Annotated in this window: 19 protein-coding genes and 2 pseudogenes; 16 read left to right on the top strand and 5 right to left on the bottom strand. The window is 67.4% G+C overall.

Annotated features, from left to right (window positions below):
- From FCU40_RS19110 to flhA, 10 genes are all read left to right on the top strand, one after another.
- On the top strand, nt 1-699 hold a 699-nt coding region (locus FCU40_RS19110; protein ID WP_168077083.1), incomplete at its 5' end, for a flagellar hook-length control protein FliK.
- 10 nt (nt 700-709) lie between these two features.
- Nucleotides 710-1429 (top strand): flagellar hook assembly protein FlgD, encoded by a 720-nt coding sequence (locus FCU40_RS19105; protein ID WP_168077081.1) that lies wholly within the window; start codon nt 710-712, stop codon nt 1427-1429.
- Nucleotides 1430-1550: 121 nt separating this feature from the next.
- Nucleotides 1551-3317, top strand: a complete 1767-nt coding sequence (gene flgE, locus FCU40_RS19100) for a flagellar hook protein FlgE (protein ID WP_168077079.1) — start codon at nt 1551-1553, stop codon at nt 3315-3317.
- A gap of 168 nt (nt 3318-3485) precedes the next feature.
- On the top strand, nt 3486-3767 hold the full coding sequence (locus FCU40_RS19095) for a DUF1153 domain-containing protein (RefSeq protein WP_004621438.1): 282 nt from the start codon (nt 3486-3488) through the stop codon (nt 3765-3767).
- A gap of 268 nt (nt 3768-4035) precedes the next feature.
- On the top strand, nt 4036-5700 hold the full coding sequence (fliF, locus tag FCU40_RS19090) for a flagellar basal-body MS-ring/collar protein FliF (RefSeq protein WP_004621436.1): 1665 nt from the start codon (nt 4036-4038) through the stop codon (nt 5698-5700).
- The gene (gene fliG / locus FCU40_RS19085) at nt 5700-6722 is read left to right on the top strand and encodes a flagellar motor switch protein FliG (RefSeq protein ID WP_004621434.1); all 1023 of its coding nucleotides are present in this window, start codon (nt 5700-5702) and stop codon (nt 6720-6722) included. The genes fliF and fliG overlap by 1 nt, the downstream gene beginning before the upstream one ends.
- A gap of 13 nt (nt 6723-6735) precedes the next feature.
- Nucleotides 6736-7371, top strand: a complete 636-nt coding sequence (locus FCU40_RS19080; protein WP_168077077.1) for a flagellar assembly protein FliH — start codon at nt 6736-6738, stop codon at nt 7369-7371.
- Between the two features lie 15 nt (nt 7372-7386).
- The gene (fliN, locus tag FCU40_RS19075) at nt 7387-7719 is read left to right on the top strand and encodes a flagellar motor switch protein FliN (protein ID WP_004621428.1); all 333 of its coding nucleotides are present in this window, start codon (nt 7387-7389) and stop codon (nt 7717-7719) included.
- 33 nt (nt 7720-7752) lie between these two features.
- Nucleotides 7753-9120: a sigma-54-dependent transcriptional regulator FlbD gene (gene flbD, locus FCU40_RS19070; RefSeq protein ID WP_004621427.1), complete on the top strand. Its 1368-nt coding sequence runs from the start codon at nt 7753-7755 to the stop codon at nt 9118-9120.
- 132 nt (nt 9121-9252) lie between these two features.
- Nucleotides 9253-11355, top strand: a complete 2103-nt coding sequence (flhA, locus tag FCU40_RS19065; protein ID WP_168077075.1) for a flagellar biosynthesis protein FlhA — start codon at nt 9253-9255, stop codon at nt 11353-11355.
- 44 nt (nt 11356-11399) lie between these two features.
- On the opposite strand, the pseudogene FCU40_RS23420 reads toward flhA, so the two are convergent.
- Nucleotides 11400-11495, bottom strand: a pseudogene (locus tag FCU40_RS23420) (hypothetical protein); the annotation flags it as partial.
- Nucleotides 11496-11885: 390 nt separating this feature from the next.
- On the opposite strand from FCU40_RS23420, the gene FCU40_RS19060 reads away from it, so the two are divergent.
- The 3 genes from FCU40_RS19060 (at nt 11886) to FCU40_RS19050 (ending at nt 13575) form a co-directional block, all read left to right on the top strand.
- Nucleotides 11886-12929 carry an NAD(P)-dependent alcohol dehydrogenase gene (locus FCU40_RS19060; RefSeq protein ID WP_168077073.1) on the top strand — a complete coding sequence of 348 codons (1044 nt, stop codon included), beginning with the start codon at nt 11886-11888 and terminating at the stop codon, nt 12927-12929.
- An 86-nt stretch (nt 12930-13015) separates the two neighbouring features.
- A complete protein-coding gene (locus tag FCU40_RS19055) occupies nt 13016-13252 on the top strand; it encodes a type II toxin-antitoxin system ParD family antitoxin (protein ID WP_004620567.1) in 237 nt (78 codons plus the stop codon).
- A complete protein-coding gene (locus tag FCU40_RS19050; RefSeq protein ID WP_168077071.1) occupies nt 13249-13575 on the top strand; it encodes a type II toxin-antitoxin system RelE/ParE family toxin in 327 nt (108 codons plus the stop codon). Before FCU40_RS19055 ends, FCU40_RS19050 begins: the two co-directional genes overlap by 4 nt.
- Here FCU40_RS19050 and FCU40_RS19045 read toward each other — a convergent pair.
- Complete coding sequence (locus tag FCU40_RS19045) at nt 13572-14900, bottom strand: oxygenase MpaB family protein (RefSeq protein WP_168077069.1); 1329 nt, start codon at nt 14898-14900, stop codon at nt 13572-13574. The two genes, FCU40_RS19050 and FCU40_RS19045, sit on opposite strands and share 4 nt — an antisense overlap.
- A gap of 124 nt (nt 14901-15024) precedes the next feature.
- Between FCU40_RS19045 and FCU40_RS19040 the strand changes: the two genes are divergently transcribed.
- The 3 genes from FCU40_RS19040 (at nt 15025) to FCU40_RS19030 (ending at nt 16837) form a co-directional block, all read left to right on the top strand.
- Nucleotides 15025-15633, top strand: coding sequence for a TetR/AcrR family transcriptional regulator (locus FCU40_RS19040; protein WP_168077067.1), 609 nt, complete (start codon nt 15025-15027; stop codon nt 15631-15633).
- Nucleotides 15634-15718: 85 nt separating this feature from the next.
- Nucleotides 15719-16225 carry a hypothetical protein gene (locus tag FCU40_RS19035; protein WP_168077065.1) on the top strand — a complete coding sequence of 169 codons (507 nt, stop codon included), beginning with the start codon at nt 15719-15721 and terminating at the stop codon, nt 16223-16225.
- 195 nt (nt 16226-16420) lie between these two features.
- Nucleotides 16421-16837 (top strand): DUF4282 domain-containing protein, encoded by a 417-nt coding sequence (locus FCU40_RS19030; protein ID WP_165570612.1) that lies wholly within the window; start codon nt 16421-16423, stop codon nt 16835-16837.
- A gap of 3 nt (nt 16838-16840) precedes the next feature.
- On the opposite strand, the gene FCU40_RS19025 is transcribed toward FCU40_RS19030, so the two are convergent.
- The 3 genes and pseudogenes from FCU40_RS19025 to FCU40_RS19015 form a co-directional block, all read right to left on the bottom strand.
- The gene (locus FCU40_RS19025; RefSeq protein ID WP_168077063.1) at nt 16841-17287 is read right to left on the bottom strand and encodes a MarR family transcriptional regulator; all 447 of its coding nucleotides are present in this window, start codon (nt 17285-17287) and stop codon (nt 16841-16843) included.
- A gap of 9 nt (nt 17288-17296) precedes the next feature.
- The gene (locus FCU40_RS19020) at nt 17297-17713 is read right to left on the bottom strand and encodes an organic hydroperoxide resistance protein (protein ID WP_004620554.1); all 417 of its coding nucleotides are present in this window, start codon (nt 17711-17713) and stop codon (nt 17297-17299) included.
- A 136-nt stretch (nt 17714-17849) separates the two neighbouring features.
- Nucleotides 17850-18024, bottom strand: a pseudogene (locus FCU40_RS19015) (molecular chaperone DnaJ); the annotation flags it as partial.

Below are 18024 nucleotides of genomic sequence, written 5' to 3'. Positions count from 1 at the left end.
GCCGTCGCGGTCGAGACGGCCGCCGCCGTCACCGCCGTCGCCACCGGCAAGGGCCAGACGACGGTCGAGGGCAAGGCCACGGACAACGCCGCCGTCGCCTCGATCGACGCCCCGACGGCCGCCGCCGCCGCTCAGACGGCGCCGACCGTCGACACGAACGTCTTCGCGGCTCCGATCCAGACCGCGCCGCAGACCCAGGCGACCGCCGCGGCCGCCGCGCCCGCCGAGGTCCGGGGCTCGCCCGAGACCGTGGCCGCCCTGTCGGCCGAGATCGTCAAGAAGGCCGACGCCAAGACCACCCGCTTCGACGTCGCCCTGACCCCCGAGGGTCTGGGCAAGGTCAATGTTCGGATCGAGATCGGCCGCGACGGCGCCTTGACCGCGTCGATGCAGTTCGACACCGCCCACGCCGCCCAGGAGCTGAAGGGTAAGTCGTCGGAGCTGCGCCAAGCCCTATCCGACGCCGGCTTCAACGTGCCCGACAACGGCCTGTCGTTCGACGTCTCCAGTCAGAACGGCGGCCAGGGCTCCAACCCGTTCCTGGCCTTCAACGGCTGGAACGACCAAGGGCGCGGCGGCTTCAGCGGCCGGGCCTTCCAGGCCGCCATGAACGCCGACGACGACATCGCCATCACCCCCGCCGACCTTTTGCCGGGTCTCAAGACGGCCGCCGAGGGCGGTCTGGACATTCGGATCTAGGAGCCCGCGCATGACCGCCGCCATCAACTCGCAGAACACGCAGTCGGTTCTCGACAAGATCAACAACTCGCGCACGTCGCTGGCCAACAACGAGCAGACGTTCCTGAGCCTGCTGACGACCCAGCTGAAGAACCAGGATCCGCTTCAGCCGACCGACACGAACCAGATGACCCAGCAGATCACCTCGATGACCGGGGTGGAGCAGCAGCTGGTCACCAACGATCTGCTGGCCGCGCTGGTCGGCATGAACACGGGCACGGGCCTGTCCGAGGGCGTCGGCATGATGGGCAAGATCGTGACCGCCACGACCGACACCTCGACCCTCCAGAATGGTTCGGCCACCTTCTCGTGGACCCAGCCGGGCGCGTCGACCTCGCTGCAGGTCGATATCAAGAACGCCGCCGGCAAGGTGGTCCGCACGCTGACGCCGGACGACCAGAAGAGCGGCAATCACATCATCACCTGGGACGGCAAGGACGACAGCGGCGCCCAGCTGCCCGACGGCGGCGTCTACACCATCGCCGTCACGGCGAAGGGCGGCGACGGCAAGGACATCAAGGCCACCAACGTCAAGGGCCGCACCACCGGCCTGGTCAGCGCCATCGACAACTCCACCGGCAATCCGATGGTCATCATCGATGGGGTCTCGATCCCCGTCGACAACGTCATCGGCGTTTCCAACACCGCCGCCAATTCCAACAACAGTCAGTCGAACGCCCAAGCCGCCTGACGCCCCCAATCGACCGGGCGTCAGAACGACGCCGACGCGGTCCCCGGAAGACGATCTTCCCCCGGACCCAAACGCAAACAGCGCTGAGCCCCCGCACCCCTTTTAGAGCAGGACTTCAGTCATGAGCATCAACAGCGCCATGCTCGCCGGCGTTTCCGGTCTGATCGCTAATTCCTCGGCCCTGGCCGCGATCTCGGACAACATCGCCAACGTCAACACGGTCGGCTACAAGCGCTCGACCGCCAACTTCTCCACCCTGGTCACCTCGGGGAACAAGAACCAGTCCTACAGCGCCGGCGGCGTGAAGGCCCAGACGCACCAGTTCATCAGCCAGCAGGGTCTGACCCAGTCGACGACCTCGAACCTGGACCTGTCGATCTCGGGCGCGGGCTTCTTCGTCACCACGGAAAAGCCGGAAAACCTGACGGCCACCGACACGCGGTCCTTCACCCGCGCCGGTTCGTTCCAGCTGGACAATCTCGGCTACCTGAAGAACGACGCCGGCCTCTACCTGCAAGGCTGGCTGGCCGACCCGGTCACGGGCGTCATCACGCCCGACCCCTCCGACCTCACTCAGCTGTCGTCGATCAACGTCGGCACCGTCGGCGGCACCGCCGAACAGACGACCCGCGTCGGCGTCAACGCCAACCTGCGTTCCGAACAGCCGGTCGCGGCCGCCGTCTCCTACAAGGTCGGCACCGCCGGATCGCCGTCGAAGACCGGCGTGGCGGATTCGGGCGGCGGCACCCATAGCTATGACGTCGTCTACAGCTCCACCGGCGTGGCCAACCCGGCCGCGTCCGGCAACAACGAATATCAGGTCGATATCAAGGAGAACGGCGTCGTCGTGGCCACCGGCATCGTCGGCTACAACGCCACGACCGGGGCGCTGGCGACCTCGACGCTGAAGCCCAAGGCCGCGGCCACCGCCTCGGGCTCGCTGACCACGGTAAACATCGATACCGGCACGCCGCCCAAGACCGTCAACCTCTCGGCCCTGGGCATCGTCGGCGGCGCGACCGACGACGCCGACGCCAAGGCCGGCAAGCTCTACGATCCGGCCACCAACTCGATGGCGGATTACGCGCTCGACAACACCAAGGGCGTCAAGCCGGACTTCGAAATCCAGCTGCCGCTGTCCGACTCCAAGGGCGGCCAGCGCACCGTGACCCTGTCGATGTTGAAGGGCCCGGGCCCCAACCAATGGTACGCCGAACTGCGCGCCAAGCCGGGCGACCTGGCCAACAACGCCAACGGCCTGATCAATTCGGGCATCGTGACCTTCACCACCGACGGCAAGCTGCAGAGCACCGGCAACCTGTTCGGCGGCACCAACCCCACCGCCATCACGATCCAGGCCTCGGGCACCGCGCCCGCGACGCCGCCGGCCGTGACCCCCCCGACCTGGGCCGACGGTCTGGGCATCGACACGCAATCCGTCCAGATCGACCTGGCCAGCGCCGCGGGCGGCCTGACCCAGTACAACAGCCAGTCGGTCGTCCAGTCGGTGAACACCAACGGCACGGCCTTCGGCAACCTGACCAGCATCTCGGTCGACGAGCAGGGCTACGTCTCGGCGATCTTCGATAACGGCGTCACCCGCCGGATCGCCCAGGTCGCTGTCGCCACCTTCTCGAACCCGAACGGGCTCAAGGCGGTCAACGGCAATGCTTATCGGGTCACCAACGAAAGCGGCACCTATAGCCTCAAGGCTCCGAGCACCGGCGGGGCCGGCGCGCTGGCGCCCTCGACCCTGGAAGCTTCCACCGTCGATCTGTCTACTGAATTCACGGGGCTGATCACCACTCAGCGCGCCTACTCGGCGTCGTCGAAGATCATCACGACCGCCGATCAAATGCTCGAAGAACTGTTGAATATTAAGCGCTAATCATAGCGATTAACGATCTTTAATTCTTGTGTTTCACATCGAGACACTTGTGAGTGCTGGGGATCCATCTTGTTTAGGCCTTTCTTTACTATTGGAATTAAGCCGCTGTTATTAGGCGGCGCCTATAGTGGCCTTCAACAGTGATGGTTGTGGGAAAGGCGTAAAGCCATGTTGCAGCAGCAGCGCACGAACAGCCGGGGTGAAAAGTACGTCATCGGTCCGACCGGTGCGCCTCTGACTCTCTCCGACTTGCCGCCGCCGGAAACCCAGCGTTGGGTGATCCGTCGCAAGGCCGAGGTCGTCGCCGCCGTCCGCGGGGGTCTGCTCTCGCTGGATGAGGCGTGCGATCGTTACAAGCTGACCAACGAGGAGTTCCTCGCCTGGCAGCAATCGATCGAGCGCCACGGGATGGCGGGTCTGCGCACGACGCGGATCCAGCAGTACCGCTAGGCGGGCGATCTATGCGCGGGCTTGCCGATCCGGTTGCCCGTGTCCGCCCTAAATGCCCCGAAGGCCTCGCGCCAAAGGGTTTGAAATCGTTCAGCGGCCGCGTCCGAAAGGGGGCGGCCGCGACGTTTTGGCGCCGCCGCTGACCGCGCTGGCCGCCGAATATAAACGCCTCGTTTACCTTGCACTGGGTAAATCCTGCCTACCGCCGGGCGCTTCTGGTTTGCGCGACGGTCGCCTTCAGGGGCGTTGGGATCAAGGGTGAGGCTTCGTGGAAAGCTTTCTGGGGTCGATCAGGCAGTTTGGCGTCGGGCGTCTGGCCGCGATGCTGGGCGTCGGCGCGGGCGTCGTCGCCGTGCTGGTGGCCCTGGTCATGTTCATGGGCAAGGAGCCCAATGAACTGCTCTATTCCAACCTCGACCTGAAGGAAGCCTCGCAGGTCACCCAGGCTCTGGCTCAGGCCGGCATCAAGTACGAGACCAAGGGCGACGGCTCGACGATCATGGTGCCGCGCGACAAGGTCGCCAGCGCCCGTCTGATGGTCGCCGGCAAGGGCTTGGTCAGCTCCGGCTCCATCGGCTACGAAATCTTCGACAGCAACAACGCGCTGGGCCAGACCGACTTCGTCCAGCAGCTGAACCGCCAGCGCGCCCTGCAGGGCGAGCTGGAGCGCACCATCAAGGCCATGCAGGGCGTCAACGCGGTCCGCGTCCATCTGGTGCTGCCCAAGCGCCAGCTGTTCGAGGCGGACGCCGAACAGCCTTCCGCCGCCGTCACCATCGGCGTCGGCGGCCGCGAGCCGGCGACGGACATGGTGCGCGCGATCCAGAACCTCGTCGCCTCCTCGGTCCCGAACCTGAAGCCCGAGAAGGTCACGGTCATCGACCAGCACGGCAAGACCCTGTCGGCGCCGTCGGACGACAGCCTGGCCGGCAAGGAAGCCCAGGACCGCAAGGCCGAGGTCGAGCAGCGCATCGCCAAGACCGTCAAGGACATGGTCGAAGGCGTGCTGGGCCCGGGCAAGGCGCGCGTCAACGTCACCGCCGACATCAATCTGGATCGCGTGACGACCCAGGAAGAAAAGTTCGATCCGGACGGCCAGGTGGTTCGCTCGGAAAGCACCAATGAGAATTCGTCGTCGGAGACCAAGAACGACGACAGCGGCGGTGCGACCGCCACGTCGAACGTGCCCGGGCAGAACGCCAGCAACGGCTTCCAGCAATTGGGCTCCAAGTCGGGCGCCAACGAGAGCGTCACCAACTATGAGATCTCCAAGTCGGTGAAGACCACCGTGCAGGAGCCGGGCACCGTCAAGAAGGTGGCCGTGGCCGTGGCCATCGACGGCGTGACCGCGCCGGCCGGCAAGGATGGCAAGCCGGGCGCCTACACCCCGCGCACGCCCCAGGAGATCCAGCAGATCGAGGATCTGGTGAAGACGGCCGTGGGTTACGACGCCACGCGCGGCGATCAGGTCAAGGTCACCAACATCAAGTTCCCGACGCCCGAGGAACAGGGGCTGGAGAAGGCGGGCCTGCTGGCGGGCTTCGACAAGAACGACATCATGCGCTTCGCCGAGCTGGGCGTGCTGGGCGTCGTGGCGCTGCTGATACTGCTGTTCGCGGTCCGCCCGTTCATCAAGAACCTGTCGGAGCCGGCGCCGGGCCAGATCGCCCTGGCGGGGCCGAGCGGTCAGCCAGTGACGCGCGTGATCACCCTTTCCGACGGCACCCAGCAGCAGGTCGTGGTCGACCAGTCGGGCGAGCCGATCGCCATCGCCGGCCCGGTCCCCAGCAGCGAGATCGACTCGCGCATCGATATCGCCAAGATCGAGGGGCAGGTTAAGGCGTCGTCGATCAAGCGCGTGTCGGAATTCGTCGACAAGCATCCGGATGAATCGGTCGCGATCCTCCGTAACTGGCTGCACGAGTCGAACTGATGGCCATGAAAGTCGCCGTCACCGACCTGAAGAATCTCTCGGGACCCGAAAAGGCCGCGATCGTTCTGCTCGCGCTCGGTGAAGAGCACACGCGGATCTGGGAATCCCTGGACGACGAAGAGATCAAGGAAGTCTCCCAGGCCATGGCGGGCCTTGGGACGGTGTCGGCCTCGGTCGTCGAGGAGCTGCTGGTCGAATTCGTCTCGGGCATGAGCTCGACGGGCGCGATCATGGGCTCGTATGAGCAGACCCAGCGCCTGCTGGCCTCGTTCATGCCGCCCGAGAAGGTCGACGCCCTGATGGAGGAGATCCGCGGTCCGGCGGGTCGCACCATGTGGGACAAGCTCGGCAACGTGAACGAGGCCGTGCTCGCCAACTATCTGAAGAACGAATACCCGCAGACCGTCGCGGTGGTGCTGTCGAAGGTGAAGAGCGATCACGCCGCCCGCGTGCTGGCCTGCCTGCCGGAAGACTTCGCCCTGGAATGCGTGACCCGGATGCTCCGGATGGAGCCGGTGCAGCGCGAGATCCTCGACAAGATCGAGATGACCCTGCGCACCGAGTTCATGTCGAACCTGGCGCGCACCTCCAAGCGCGACAGCCACGAGATGATGGCCGAGATCTTCAACAATTTCGATCGCCAGACGGAAGCGCGCTTCATCGCCGCCCTGGAAGAACGCAACCGCGAAGCCGCCGAACGCATCCGGGCCCTGATGTTCGTGTTCGAGGACCTGTCGAAGCTGGATCCGGGCGGCATCCAGACCCTGCTGCGCGGCACGCCGAAAGAGCAGCTGGCTCTGGCCCTGAAGGGCGCCTCGGACAAGCTGCGCGACATGTTCATGTCCAACATGTCCGAACGCGCGGCCAAGATCATGCGCGAGGACATGGAAAGCATGGGTCCCGTGCGCCTGAAGGACGTCGACGCGGCTCAGGTCGCGATGGTTCAGGTCGCCAAGGACCTGGCCGCGAAGGGCGAGATCATGCTGGCTGGCAGCAGCGGCGACGACGAGCTGATCTACTGAGGCGGATGGAAAGATGGACACGCCCCACCGCAAATTCGGCTTCGACACGGTCTTCGACGATCACGGCGGCGTGGCCTACGCCCCGCCTCGGGTGAAGAAGCACTTCACGGCCGAAGAGGTCGAGGCGGCCCGCGCCGAGGGCTACCAGCAGGGCGAGCGCTCGGCGGTGGTCCAGGCCGAGCGCGAGGCCGCCCAGGCCCTGGCGGACGTCGCCCATGCCGTCCAGCAGGCCTTCAGCGCCCTGTCGGCCGTGGCGCATGAACATCGCGAGGGCTCGGCTCAGCTGGCCCTGGCCTGCGCGCGCAAGATCGCCGACGCGGCCCTGCGCCATTTTCCCGAGGCGCCGATCGTGGCGGCCCTGGAGAGCCTGGCTCGCGAGGTCGAGGCCCAGCCGCGCATCTTCGTTCGCGTTTCTCCCGAGCTGGAGGAACGCACCCAGCAGGCGCTGGAGAACGTCGCGACGCAGATCGGCTATCAGGGCCAGATCGTGGCGCGCGCCGACGGCGCCATGGCGCCCGCGGCCTTTACTTTCGACTGGGGCGACGGCCGCGCGACCTTCGATCCCCAGGGCGCCGCGGAACGCGTCGCCGAAGCGCTGGAGGCGGCGATCGCCGCCGAAGGCCTCCACGCCGAACCCATGTTTTCTTAGCGAAGGCTGATCCCCATGGCCGAAGACAACCTGACCCTCGATGAATTCGGCGGCGCGATGCTGGCCTCCGAAATGCCGGTCGAGCTGACCGAAAAGACCGCCTCGGACCTGGCGCCGGTCTTCGACGTGCCGGTCAATATCTCGGCCGTGCTGGGGCGCGCCCACATGTCGGTGGCCCAGCTGCTGCAGCTGGGCCAGGGCTCGATCCTGGAGCTGGACCGCAAGGTCGGCGAGGCGATCGACATCTACGTCAACAACCGCCTGGTCGCCCGGGGCGAGGTCGTCGTCGTCGACGAGCGCCTGGGCGTGACCATGACGGAAATCATCAAGGACGGCGACCAGGGCTGACGCCCGGTGGTCGTTCGAGAGGGAGAGTAAGAGATGCGGCTTCTGGTCGTCGGAAAACTGAACGGGCAGCTCTCGGTCGCCGTGAAGATGGCGATGAACGCGGGTGCGAAGGTCTCGCACGTCGAAACGACGGAGCAGGCGACCAACGCGCTGCGAGCGGGGCAGGGCGCGGACCTCCTGATGGTCGACTACACGCTCGACATCGCCGGGATGATCGCCGCCAACGAGGCCGAACGGATGCGGGTGCCGGTGGTGGCCTGCGGCGTCGACGCCGATCCGATGCGCGCGGCCGCCGCGATCAAGGCCGGCGCCAAGGAGTTCATCCCGCTGCCGCCGGACGCCGAGCTGATCGCCGCCGTGCTGGCCGCCGTCACCGACGACGACAAGCCGATGGTCGTCCGCGACCCGGCCATGGAGTCGGTCATCAAGCTGGCCGACCAGGTGGCGCCGTCCGAGGCCTCGATCCTGATCACCGGGGAAAGCGGTTCGGGTAAGGAGGTGATGGCCCGCTACGTCCACGCCAAGTCGCGTCGGGCCAAGGCGCCGTTCATCAGCGTCAACTGCGCCGCCATCCCCGAAAACCTGCTGGAAAGCGAACTGTTCGGCCACGAGAAGGGCGCCTTCACCGGCGCCCTGGCCCGCCGCGTCGGCAAGTTCGAGGAAGCCGACGGCGGCACCCTGCTGCTGGACGAAATCAGCGAAATGGACGTGCGCCTGCAGGCCAAGCTGCTGCGCGCCATCCAGGAGCGCGAGATCGACCGCGTCGGCGGCTCCAAGCCGGTCAAGGTCAATATCCGCATCCTGGCCACCAGCAACCGCGACCTGGCCCAGGCCGTGAAGGACGGGACGTTCCGCGAAGACCTGCTCTATCGCCTGAACGTCGTGAACCTGCGCCTGCCGCCGCTGCGCGAACGTCCCGCCGACGTGATCAGCCTGTGCGAGTTCTTCGTGAAGAAGTACTCGGCCGCCAACGGCATTCCGGAAAAGCCGATCTCGGCCGAGGCCAAGCGCCGCCTGATCGCCCACCGCTGGCCGGGCAACGTCCGCGAACTGGAAAACGCCATGCACCGCGCGGTGCTGCTGTCGACCGGCGCGGAGATCGAGGAGTTCGCCATCCGTCTGCCCGACGGCCAGCAGATGGCGCCGGCCCCCGACGCCCAGGTCGCGCGCGGCGCCCAGATGGCCGCCGACGCCGTCTCCCGCGCCTTCGTGGGCTCGACGGTGGCCGAGGTCGAGCAGAAGCTGATCATCGACACCCTGGAGCACTGCCTGGGCAACCGCACCCACGCGGCCAACATCCTGGGCATCTCGATCCGCACCCTGCGCAACAAGCTCAAGGAATATTCCGACGCCGGCGTGCCGGTCCCGCCGCCGCAGGGCGGGGTGGGCGCCGCCGCCTAGCGACGGGACGTCGCGCCGCCGCGACCATCGGTCCGGCGCCGCGTCGCGCTAATTTTGGTTAACGAGATGGCGGCGGACCGCAAATCGCTTCAAGCGCTGGTCTAGCCTTCCATCCACCGTTCAAGGTTTCGCATGGCTGACGCCGCCGCCTCGACCGCCAGTTCCCTGCCCAGCCCCAAGTCGCTGGTCAACGGGATCCTGCGCGGCGAAATGGGCCTGGCCCTGGGCGTCGTCGGCATCATCGTGCTGCTGATCCTGCCGGTGCCGTCCATCCTGCTGGACCTGCTGCTGGCCGTATCGCTGACCGGCGCCGTGCTGATCCTGATGACGGCGGTGCTGATCAAGAAGCCGCTGGAGTTCACGTCCTTTCCGACCGTGCTGCTGGTCGCGACGCTCTATCGCCTCGGCCTCAACATCGCCTCGACCCGCCTGATCCTGGGTCACGGCCAAGAGGGCACGGGGGGCGCGGGCGCCGTCATCGAGGCCTTCGGCCATCTGATGATGCAGGGCAACTTCGTCATCGGGGTGATCGTCTTCATCATCCTGGTGGTGGTGAACTTCATGGTCGTCACCAAGGGTTCGGGCCGGATCGCCGAAGTGGCCGCCCGCTTCACCCTGGACTCGATGCCCGGCAAGCAGATGGCGATCGACGCCGACCTGTCGACGGGCCTGATCGACCAGGAAGGGGCCAAGATCCGCCGCAAGGAGCTGGAGCAGGAAAGCACGTTCTTCGGGGCCATGGACGGCGCCAGCAAGTTCGTGAAGGGCGACGCGATCGCCGGCCTGATCATCACCGGCATCAACATCGTCGGCGGCATCGTCATCGGCGTGGCCCAGCACCACCTGCCGATCGGCCAGGCGGCCTCGACCTACACCATCATGACCATCGGCGACGGCCTGGTCAGCCAGATTCCGGCCCTGATCATCTCGATCGCCGCCGGCATGGTCGTCTCCAAGGCCGGCGTCGAGGGCTCGGCCGACAAGGCCCTGGTCACCCAGCTGGCCATGAATCCCGTCGGCCTGGGCATGGTCTCGGCCTCGTCCGGCGTCATCGCCCTGATCCCGGGGATGCCGATCATCCCGTTCGCGGCCGTGGCCCTGGCCGCTGGGGCCCTGGCCTACAAGCGCGTGCAGGACGCCAAGAAGCCCAAGCCGATCGACCCGGCGGCGCTCGAGGCCGCGGCCCCGGCCGAGCCCGAGGAAGAGCCGATCAGCGCCTCTCTGGCCATCGACGACGTCAAGATCGAGCTGGGCTATGGCCTCTTGACCCTGATCAACGACCTGGACGGGCGCAAGCTGACCGACCAGATCCGCGCCCTGCGCAAGACCCTGGCCAGCGAGTTCGGCTTCGTCATGCCGCCGGTCCGCATCCTCGACAACATGCGCCTGGCCAACCAGGGCTACGCCATCCGGATCAAGGAGATGGAGGCCGGCGCCGGCGAGGTGCGGCTGGGGATGCTGATGTGCATGGACCCGCGCGGCGGCCAGGTCGAACTGCCCGGCGAGCACGTGCGCGAGCCGGCGTTCGGCCTGCCGGCCACCTGGATCGCCGACGACCTGCGCGAGGAGGCCACCTTCCGGGGCTACACGGTCGTCGATCCGGCCACGGTGCTGACCACGCACCTGACCGAGATCCTCAAGGAGAACATGGCCGACCTTCTGTCCTACGCCGAGGTGCAGAAGCTCCTGAAGGAGCTGCCCGAGGCGCAGAAGAAGCTGGTCGACGACCTGATCCCGGGCACGGCCACCGCCACCACGGTGCAGCGCGTTCTGCAGTCGCTGTTGCGCGAGCGCGTGTCGATCCGCGACCTGCCGCAGATCCTGGAAGGCATCGGCGAGGCCGCGCCGCATACGGCCTCGGTCACCCAGCTGGTCGAGCAGGTGCGCGCCCGCCTGGCCCGCCAGCTGTGCTGGGCCAATCGCGGCGACGACGGCGCCCTGCCGATCATCACCCTGTCGGCCGACTGGGAGCAGGCCTTCGCCGAGGCGCTGATCGGCCCCGGCGACGACAAGCAACTGGCCTTGCCGCCCTCGCGCCTGCAGGACTTCATCCGCGGCGTTCGCGACGCCTTCGAACGCGCCGCCCTGGCCGGCGAGGCCGCCGTGCTGCTGACCAGCCCCGGCATCCGCCCCTATGTCCGCTCGATCATCGAACGCTTCCGCGGCCAGACCGTGGTGATGAGCCAGAACGAGATCCACCCCCGCGCGCGGCTGAAGACGGTGGGGATGGTGTAGGGGCGGGCGACGTCCCGATCTGACATTTCCTCCAAGCCGACCTCCCCCGGCGAACGCCGGGGCCCAGATTCATCCGGAGCGGCTGGGGGTGATGCGATATCGCTCTGGGCTGAACGGACGGATGTCGGAGGGCTCGATCGCCCAGAAGCTCGCCGCGCCCCTGAAAATCGGACATCAAGGCGGGTTCAGCAACCCTCTGTTGCGGCCGGCAGCGCCCCCTCCGTCGCGCTGCGTATCCGCATCGCGCCACCTCCCCCGCACGCTGCGCTACGGGGGAGGAGAAGGCGATGTCGTCCTCCTCACCCGTGAAACGGGGGAGGTGGCGCGGCGCCGAGAGGCGACGTGACGGAGGGGGCGCTCCGGCCGCTCATCACCCCTAGCGACGCGACGATCTGTCTTCTCTTCCCCACCATCTGGAGGATCGTGCAATCGGTCCGGCGGACTGGTCTACCGCCCGCGCGGCCCCATATGGCAAGCCTTCCGCGCGCGATCCTCCCCCGATCGCGGTCTCCGAATCCAAGGAATATCTGATGGCTACCGCTAAAGGCTATGCGGCGCCCGCCGCTGGCGCGCCCCTGGCGCCGTTCACGTTCGAACGCCGCGACCCCAATCCCGACGACGTCGTCATCTCGATCAAGTACTGCGGCGTCTGCCACTCCGACATCCACATGGTCGACAACGGCTGGGGCCAGAGCGTCTATCCGATCGTGCCGGGCCATGAGATCGCCGGCGTCGTCACCGCCGTCGGTTCGAACGTCACCAAGTTCAAGGAAGGCGATCATGTCGGCGTCGGCTGCTTCGTCGACAGCTGCGTGACCTGCAAGGCCGCCCGCGACCTCGACCGCGAGCAGTACCAGCCGGGCCTCGTCCTGACCTACAGCGGCTTCGAGCCCGGTTCCGACACCCCGACCTATGGCGGCTATTCCGACCACATGGTGGTCAAGGAAGACTACGTGCTGTCGATCCCCGAGCACCTGCCGCTGGACGCCGCCGCCCCGCTGCTGTGCGCCGGCATCACGCTCTATTCGCCGCTGCGCCACTGGAACGCCGGTCCCGGCAAGAAGGTCGCGATCCTGGGCATGGGCGGCCTGGGCCACATGGGCGTCAAGCTGGCCCACGCCATGGGCGCCGAGGTCACGGTGCTGAGCCAGACCCTGTCCAAGCAGGCCGACGGCCTGAAGCTGGGCGCTTCGCACTACTACGCCACCAACGATCCCAAGACCTTCGAGACCCTGGCCAATACGTTCGACCTGATCATCTGCACCGTCTCGGCGCCGCTGGACTGGGGCGCGTATCTCGCCTTGCTGAAGGTCGACGGAACCATGGTCCTGGTCGGCGCGCCGGAAGAGCCCGCCCAGCTGAACGCCTTCGCGCTGATCCCCGGCCGCCGCACCCTGGCCGGTTCGATGATCGGCTCGATCAAGGAGACCCAGGAGATGCTCGACTTCTGCGGCGAGAAGAACATCGTCGCCGACATCGAGGTCATCGCCATCGACCAGATCAACGAAGCCTACCAGCGGATGCACAAGAGCGACGTGCGCTACCGCTTCGTGATCGACATGGGCACGCTGTAGGGGACAAGGCGGCGCGAGGACTCGCTTCGGCCGGTCCTCGCGCCCTTCCGCTTGCCAAATTTTGCCAAGCGAGCGAGGCTGCGGACATGACGACGATGAACATCTCGCTTCCCGAGGCTCTAAAGGCCTTCGTCGATGAGCAGGTGGCCGGGCGTGGCTACGGCACGAGCAGCGAATATGTCCGTGAGCTGATCCGCCGGGATCAGGACCGGCAGCGGATTCGGGCCTTACTGCTGGATGGCGCGACATCGGGGCCTGGCGAGAAGGCCGACGCCGACTATTTCGCCAAGCTGCGCGAGCGGGCCAGCGGCCGACCAGCGTGACGACCGTCAAGACTGTCGTTCAGCTTCCGCTTGCTGCCAAGGATGTCGAGGCGGCGATCGACTTCTACCTGATCGAAGCCAGTCAGAGCGTCGCGCTAGGGTTCGTCGATGCGCTGGAAGGCGCTTATCGGCTGATCGGCGAACAGCCGGCGGCGGGATCCTCGCGATACGCCCACGAGCTGCAACTGCCGGGTCTGCGAAGCTGGCCTCTTAAGCGCTATCCCTACCTCGTCTTCTACATCGAGCACGCGGATCGGGTGGACGTCTGGCGGGTGCTCCATGCGGCGAGCGATCTGCCCGCCTGGATGACGGAGGCGACCTAGCTGGCCGCCGCCGCCGTCTTCGCTCCCGCCGGCCGGTATTTCTCCGCGTCGCTGGTGAACTCGGCGTGGCCGTAGCGCTTGAGCTGGCGCTTCAGCCGCGCCACGAGCACCGCGTCGGCGAGGTCCGAGACGCCTGGCACGTTGCGCGCCAGGCGGTAGGCCATCAAGCGGCTGGTCACCAACAGGGCCACGACGCCGAACAGCATGAAATCGCGCGGGCCGATCTCGACGCCCATCCGCCTAGCCGCCGCGCGGTCGCCGTTCAGGAAGTTCCTGAGGAAGAATACCTTGGCGAAGCCGCGCTCCACATGGTCGAACAGCTTGTTTTCCGGCCGCTCGTCGGGCGGCAGGTAGGCGTTCAGCGTGGCGCGGACCAGCTCGCCGCACGTGGCGTCGTCGAAGCCGGCGCGCAGGGTGGCGCTACGGGCGTTCATGGTGTCGACCACGCCTTGCGGTGTGTCGGCCAGCAGATCCTCGGGCAGGCCCAGCAGGAAGCAGCGGTAGCGGGCCAGCTCGACCCGGGCGCGCTCCTCGGGCGTGAAGGTCTTTCGGCCCTGAGCGACGATCTTGTAGCTCATCAGGAAGATCGGGATTAGGCCGGCGGGCATCTGGTCGACCTGCGGGATCGGGATGCCATAGACCCCGACGTCCCAGCGGTCCGAGCGCTTGAGGGCGTTGAACCGCACCATCGAGTGCATCAGCCGCACCATGGCCGCGGCGCGGAAGCCGGCGCCGTGGCGCTCCAGCGATCCCGGCAGCAGGGTGGTGGTGAAGAAGGTCGCTGTCTCGTTGACCCGGCGGGCGGCCGTGTCGTTCGACAGAGTCCCGGTCAGGGCCATCGGCAGGGCCGCGTACTTGTTCATGAAGGTGGCGATGAACGCGCCCCGGATCGCGAAGGGCCCCAGATTGGCGGCGGCGTTGCGGTCTAGGCGCTGGCCCTCGCGCACCAGATCCATGTCCAGCCAGTCGGGGACGCGCTCCATGTCGGCGATGAAGGCGACGAGCTCGGGCGGCGCGTCCGGCACGGCCTGCACGCCCTCGTCGCAGGCCTTGGTCAGCATCTGGATCAGCGGGCGAAAGCCATATCGCGGCATCAAGGCCGCGTAGGCGTCGGCCACCACATCGCCCAGCAGGGTGTAGGCCTTGATCAGGGCGACCTTGTCGGGATCCAGGGCGTCCTTGCTCAGCCGCTTGGCCACGCTCTGGGCGGGGTCGTCGGTGAAGCGCTGGGGCGTGATCGAGAAGTCGATATCGCCATACAGCGCGGGCAGGGCGGTCTTCTGGGACGTGACCTTGGCCCAGACCTGGTCGAGGGCGGCGCTCATCGGGTCTTCCTCTGGCGTAGCGGAACCGTGACGGATCGGCGTGTCGCGTCCTAGATTAAGGCGGACGGGCCTGGGCGCTACTCGCCTTGGCCTGCGGGCGTCGCGTCCGGGAGCTGTCGAGCAAGTGACTGAAAAGACGAGACGAACGCCGCGTCAGTCGCGGTCTGAGGCGACGGTGGACGCCATTCTCGAGGCGGCCTTTCAACTTCTCGAGGCCGGCGGGGTCGAGGCCCTGACCACCAACCATATCGCCCGGCGCGCGGGGGTCAGCGTCGGGACGCTCTATCAGTATTTCGGCGGCAAGCAGGCGATCCTGACGGCTTTGGCCCAGCGCCGGGCCGAGGCGGCGCGCGATCGAGTGGCCGAGCTGGTCATCGCCCGCCCGGAGATCGGCGTCATGCGGGCCATCGTCCGGACCCTCGCCACGGCGTTCGAGGGCTCGCCCGCCACCCGCCGGGCCTTGCTGGACGCGCTGCGGCTGGAGGGCGACGACCAGGTGGTCATGCGCCACCACCTGGCCTTCTTCGAGACGATCGCCGGCAAGGCGTCCCTGGGTCTTTCGCTGACGCCTGAGGCCGGTTTCGTCCTGACTCACGCGGTCGTCGGCCTGCTGCGCGCCGCGACGGTCGAGAGCGAGTTGGCCCTGGATCCCGCGCGGCTGGAGGACGAGCTGACGCGCCTGATGGAGGCCTATGTGTCGGCCCTTCTGGCCCAGCGGCGAGCGGACGGCTGAACGCTCGCGTCGAGTCCTCGACGGAACCGCCGTCGCAAGGTCACGTTGTGTTCCCCGAGGGAGGGGCCTTCGACGGAGAGTTAAGATGACCCATAAGCTAGCCCTGCTCGCCGCCGCCGCGTCCCTGACGATCGCCGGCGCAGCTGCTGCCCAAACCACCCAGACCACCCCGAACCCGGCCACGACCCCGACGCCGAACCCGACCATGACGACGCCGACGACGCCGATGGGATCCACCCCGTCCACGACCGCGTCGCCGTCGACCGGCTCGGGCCCGGCGACCATGCCGCGGACGACGCAACAGACGATGCCCGGCTCCCCGTCGGCCGATAGCGCCGGCCAACCCAGCTCGGCCACCGCAGCCAGCTACAAGGTCGGTTCGGCCGTCAAGGACGCCCAGGGTGTGGCCGTGGGCCAGATCACCGGAACCAGCACCGGCGCGGACGGCTCGACCAACGTGATCGTCACCAACGGCGGCGTGAAGTTCGCCCTGCCGGCCAACAGCCTCAGCGCCACGGCCGACGGCGGCGTCCAGACGACGGCCACCAAGGCCCAGATCGACGCGACCGTCGCCGCCGCCAAGCCGCAATAGGCGCGCCGACATCCACGACCGATACGACCGCGAGCCCGCTCGGCATTGCCGAGCGGGCTCGTCACTGATAGCGATGACTGGCGGCGCTTTCAGGCCCTGATGGAATCATCCGGGCCGAAAAGCTCCATCTTTCTTGGGGAGAGCCCGCGCGCCGGTCGGTCCGGTGGCGAGGTTCAGAGGGCGGTTCTCGCCGACTTGGGGTTCAGTATGCCTCCGGCCAACAAGACCAAGCGTGGGTCCAGCTCGCTGTTCTGGGATCTGTTGACGTTCGATCGTCTCGTGACCGGTCCCGTCATCCATTACATTTATTGGGCGGGCCTGGGCGTGGTCGTCCTGTTCGGCTTCGGCGTCGTCGGCGCGGCCGTGGGCCTGGCGCTGAAGGAGCCGGGCGTCGCCTCGATGCTGCTCGCCTTCCCGGTCATGGTGGCGGGCTTGCTGGTGGCCAGCGCCCTGGTTCTGCTGTGGCGCGCCTTCTGCGAGTTCTACGTCGCCATCTTTCGAATCAGCGAGGACCTGCGGGCCCTGCGACAGACCAGCGACGCCGACCACGCGGCTCACGCCGCTCATCGCGCCCGCCAGGCCGCCGCCCAGCCGCCGCAACAGCCGCGCTGAAGCTTATCGCGCCACGGTCTTGAGCCGTTCGCGCAGCGCCGCCATCGCGTCCAGCGGCATGTCGAGGGCGCAAAACAGCTTTTCGGGTACGTCGGTCGCCCGGTCGCGCAGGGCGCGGCCCTTGTCGGTCAGGTCCACGATGACCCGCCGCTCGTCCTCCGGATCGCGGCGGCGCGCGATGAGTCCGCTCGCTTCCAGGCGCTTGAGCAGCGGGGTCAGGGTGCTGGAGTCGAGGTCCAGGGCGTCGCCCAGGGCCCCGACCGTGCGCGGGCTCTGTTCCCACAGCACCAGCATGGCCAGGTACTGCGGATAGGTCAGGCCCAGCGCGTCCAGCAGCGGCCGGTAGAGCCGCGTCATCCGGTTGGCCGCGCCGTAAAGGGCGAAGCACAGCTGATTGTCGAGGCGCAGAACCTCGGGGCTGTCGGATGGCGCGGCTGTCTTCTGGCTCATGGCGCGAGCTTAGGACGCCTTCACCGTGATGGCGACGTCGACATTGCCCCGCGTGGCGTTCGAATAGGGGCAGACCTGGTGCGCGGTGGCGACCAGGGCCTCGGCGTCGGCTTGGCTCAGCCCTTGGGTCTCGACCTCCAGGGCGACTTCCAGCTTGAAGCCGACCTCTTGCGTGGCCAGGCCCACCTGGCCGGTCACGGTCGAGCCCGTCAGGGCGATCTTCTGGGTGCGGGCGACGTGCGCCATGGCGCTCTGGAAGCACGCGGCGTAGCCGGCCGCGAACAGCTGCTCGGGGTTCGTGCCGGTCTCCTTGCCGCCCAAGGCCTTGGGCATCGACAGTTGCACGTCCAGCAGGCCGTCCTCGCTGCGGACATGGCCTTCGCGGCCGCCGACGACCGTGGCGCGGGTGGAGTAGAGGGTGGTCATGGGAAAGCTCCTTGGCTTAAAATAGTGAGAACGATTTAATCGTGTACGATATAAATTCAAGGGTGGAGCAGGAAAAAGATCGCGCGCGATCAATTGGGCGCGCCAGTCGGCGTCTCAGAGTGAGCGGGGAGGGGGCTTAAGCGGCCCAGGCCGCCGCGAAGCGCTTCAGCAGCGATCGCGCCGGACTTTCGCCCCCGGCCTCGGCGGCTTCCAGGCGGAGGAACAGGTCCCCGGCCTTGTGGGATGCGCGGGCGGGCAGGCCTTGGCCGGGCAGACGCACGAGGCCGCGCGCGGCGGCCTGCATCCGAACC

Origin of the sequence: Caulobacter sp. SSI4214, assembly GCF_012184455.1 — a bacterium.
Lineage (GTDB): Bacteria > Pseudomonadota > Alphaproteobacteria > Caulobacterales > Caulobacteraceae > Caulobacter > Caulobacter vibrioides_E.
This window is presented reverse-complemented; position numbering and strand designations above follow the sequence as displayed.